This is a genomic window from Mesorhizobium sp. M2A.F.Ca.ET.067.02.1.1 (genome assembly GCF_004023285.1).
Taxonomy (GTDB): domain Bacteria; phylum Pseudomonadota; class Alphaproteobacteria; order Rhizobiales; family Rhizobiaceae; genus Mesorhizobium.
The window spans coordinates 1-3,195 of sequence record NZ_RZSB01000697.1 but is presented as its reverse complement, the minus strand read 5'-3'; the positions used below and the strand labels follow the sequence as shown (position 1 = coordinate 3,195).

General features: G+C 62.6%; 4 protein-coding genes. All 4 read right to left on the bottom strand.

Annotated features, from left to right (window positions below):
• The coding region (locus tag EOA28_RS30215) for an ATP-binding cassette domain-containing protein (protein WP_128315594.1) at window positions 1-730 on the bottom strand (730 nt) is incomplete at its 3' end.
• On the bottom strand, window positions 730-1,467 hold the full coding sequence (locus EOA28_RS30210; RefSeq protein ID WP_127249758.1) for an ABC transporter permease: 738 nt from the start codon (window positions 1,465-1,467) through the stop codon (window positions 730-732). The genes EOA28_RS30215 and EOA28_RS30210, both read right to left, overlap by 1 nt.
• A gap of 3 nt (window positions 1,468-1,470) precedes the next feature.
• A complete protein-coding gene (locus tag EOA28_RS30205) occupies window positions 1,471-2,217 on the bottom strand; it encodes an ABC transporter permease subunit (RefSeq protein ID WP_245463128.1) in 747 nt (248 codons plus the stop codon).
• Window positions 2,218-2,293: 76 nt separating this feature from the next.
• Window positions 2,294-3,136, bottom strand: coding sequence for a transporter substrate-binding domain-containing protein (locus EOA28_RS30200; protein ID WP_245463127.1), 843 nt, complete (start codon window positions 3,134-3,136; stop codon window positions 2,294-2,296).
• Window positions 3,137-3,195: the final 59 nt, after the last annotated feature.

The following is a 3,195-nucleotide window of genomic DNA, read 5'->3' as shown; positions in this document are numbered from 1 at the left end:
CCTCGCCCTTGTGCAGGAACATCACCTTGCTCGATACGTCGCGGGCAAAACTCATCTCATGCGTGACCACCAGCATGGTGCGCCCTTCCTCGGCAAGCGAGCGCATGACGCGCAGCACCTCGCCGACCAGTTCCGGATCCAGCGCCGATGTCGGCTCGTCGAACAGCATCACCTTGGGGTTCATCGCCAGGGCGCGGGCAATTGCCGCGCGCTGCTGCTGGCCGCCCGACATATGCGGCGGATAGTAGTTGCGGCGCTCCCATATGCCGACGCGCTTCAGCAAGGCCTCGGCCTGCTCCAGGCACTCGGCGCGCGGCCGCTTCAAAACATGCGTCGGCGCTGCGACGAGGTTTTCCAGCACGGTCATGTGCGACCAGAGATTGAAGCTCTGGAAGACCATGGCGAGGTTGGCGCGAATCCGTTCCACCTGGCGGATGTCGGCCGGCATCTGATGGCCGTCGCGGCTTCGCTTCATCTTGATCAGCTCGCCGTCGACCCGCACCTCGCCGGAGTCAGGGGTCTCCAGCAGGTTGATGCAGCGAAGCATCGTGCTCTTGCCGGACCCGGAGGAGCCGAGGATGGAAATCACGTCGCCCTTGTGGGCTTCCAGCGAAATGCCCTTGAGCACCTCGTGATCGCCAAAGCATTTGCGCAGGTCCTTGACGCTGATGGCAGGCGTCTCTCCGGAGGACGGTGCTGCTTTCGCGGCAGCGGCGACATTTGCCGACATCACAACACCTCCGGTACGGGTTTGATTTGCTGACTCTGCTCGGGCGGCGGCCGCAGATGCGGCGACAGCCGGTATTCGACCCAGGCGAACAGCCGGGCGATCGACAGGTTGAGCAGCAGGTAGATCACGCCGGCGCAGGTCAGCACCTCGATCGGCCGGAACGTGTCGTGCTGGATCTTCTGCGCCGTTCCCATCATCTCCATGATCGTGACCACCGAGGCGAGCGCGGTCGCCTTGGTCATCAGGATGATTTCGGTCGAATAGGCCGGCAGAGCGAGCCGCAGCGCGATCGGGAGCGTGACGAGGCGGAAACGGGTGAAGGCCGACATGCCGAACGCCTTGGCCGCCTCGATCTGTCCGACCGGCACCGCCCGCAGCGCGCCGCGGAATATCTCGCTCTCATAGGCGGCCGTGTTCAAGGCCATGGCGACGATCGTGCAATACATCGGATCGCGCAGGATCGGCCACAGGATCGAGCTGTGGCGGACGAAGTCGAACTGGGAGAGGCCGAAATAGATCAAATAGAGCTGCACCAGAAGCGGCGAGCCACGGAAGATGAAGACATAGGCGCGGGTGAAATATTCGCCCAATCTGTAGCCGGAAGCCCGCAGCCAGGTCAGGCCGGTGGCGATGACGAGCCCGAAGGCGATGCCGAAGAACCAGATCTCGAGCGTCAGCGGTAGCGCCTTGAGCACGCTCCACATGGTGGAAAGATAGAAATCAAAATCCACCGCCATCTCTCACTTCGGCCGCGTGAAACTGCGTGAGGTGTAACGCTCGGCCTTTTCGAAGATCGGCGTCGAGATCGAGGTCATCACCAGGTAAAGGATGCCGGCGACCGTGTAGAAAAGCAGCGAATGATGCGTCGAACGCGCGGCCTTGTTCGCGGTGAGCATCAGCTCCGCGACGCCGGTGACCGAGATCAGCGCCGAATCCTTGATGGTCAATTGCCAGACATTGCCCAGCCCCGGCACGGCGAGGCGCAGCACCTGGGGCACGATCACGAGGCGAAACCGCAGCCAGGCCGACATGCCGTAGGCGCGCGCCGCCTCCAGCTCGCCGCGGTGGATCGCCAGGAACGAGCCGCGAAAAACCTCGGCCTGGTAGGCGCCGGAAATGATGCCGACCGCAAGCACGCCGCCGAGGAAGCTCGGCATGTTCAGGATGTCGGTCGAGCCGATCGATCCGGTCGACCGCGCCACACCGGTCAGCACCTGCGTGCCGCCATAGTAGAACAGGTAGATGATCAGAAGTTCCGGTTCGCCGCGGAAGACGGTGGTGTAGCTCTCGCCGATGAACCTCAATCCGCCGCGATGCGAGAGCTTGGCCGCAGCCACCAGTGAGCCCAGCGCAGCACCAATCAGCATCGAGACGACGGTGACGGCGAGCGTCCAGGCGATGCCCCAGAGCAGTTGCACGCCCCAGCCGGCGGCCAGCAGCTCATAGGCCGTCGAAAACTGCGCCTGCAGATCGTTGAGAAACTCCACGTACGCCTTCCTTCCCGGCGACGGTTCCTTGTCTCAATGCAAAACGGGAGCAGCCTTGGCTGCTCCCGTTGCGACATCACTTGGTAATGTCGATCTTGAACCACTGCATGGAGTATTTTGACACCGAGCCGTCGTCGAGCGCGGCCTTGAGTGCCTTGTTGTAAATGTCCTGCAGGTCCTTGTCGCTCTTGCGGAAGGCGGCGCCGATGCCCGGCCCGAGGATCGGACCACCCTTGAATTGCGGCCCGACGAATTCCAGGTCCTTGGCGTCGGGCTTGGCCAGCGTGCCGAGGAAATAGGTGGTGTCGGCGAAGGCCACGTCGATGCGGCCCGCCATCAGGTCGAGGTCGTGCTCGTCGGTGGTCTTGTATTCATGGACGTTGGCGACGTCCTTCAGATATTTGTCGGCGAAGGTCGCCTCGGTGGTCGAGACCTGCAGGCCGACATTCTTGCCGGTGAGCTCCTTGCGCAGCGTGTCGAGCGCCGCCTTGGATTCGGCGTCGTCCTTCGACAGATCGATCATCTTGCCTCTGTTGGACAGGTTGGCCAGCGGGCCGTTCTTGTCGGCCAGGAAGGCCACCGGCGACGAGGCATAAGGGATCGAGAAGTCGATCGTTTTCATGCGCTCCTCGGTGATCGACATGCCGTCCATGACGATGTCGAACTTGCCTGCGGTGAGGCCCGGAATGACGCCGTCCCAATCCTGCGCGACGATGTTGCATTCGAGCTTGGCGCGGGCGCAGACATCGTTGAGGATATCCACCTCGAAGCCGACGATCTTGCCGCTGGCATCGGTCTGGTTCCAGGGGGCATAGGAGCCCTCCATGGCGACGGAGACGGTCTTCCAGTCCTTGGCCAGTGCCGGGGTCGAGCAGGTCAACGCCAGCGCCGCGAGCGCGATCCAACGTGATGATGTCACTGTAGTTACTCCCATTTTTGTTCTTGGAATGCTCAGATACCAACTGCTTAGCCCAGCCC

Excerpts from the sequence above, each read along its gene's own strand:
- EOA28_RS30210 (WP_127249758.1), bottom strand. The coding sequence starts at position 1,467 with ATGGCGGTGGATTTTGATTTCTATCTTTCCACCATGTGGAGCGTGCTC.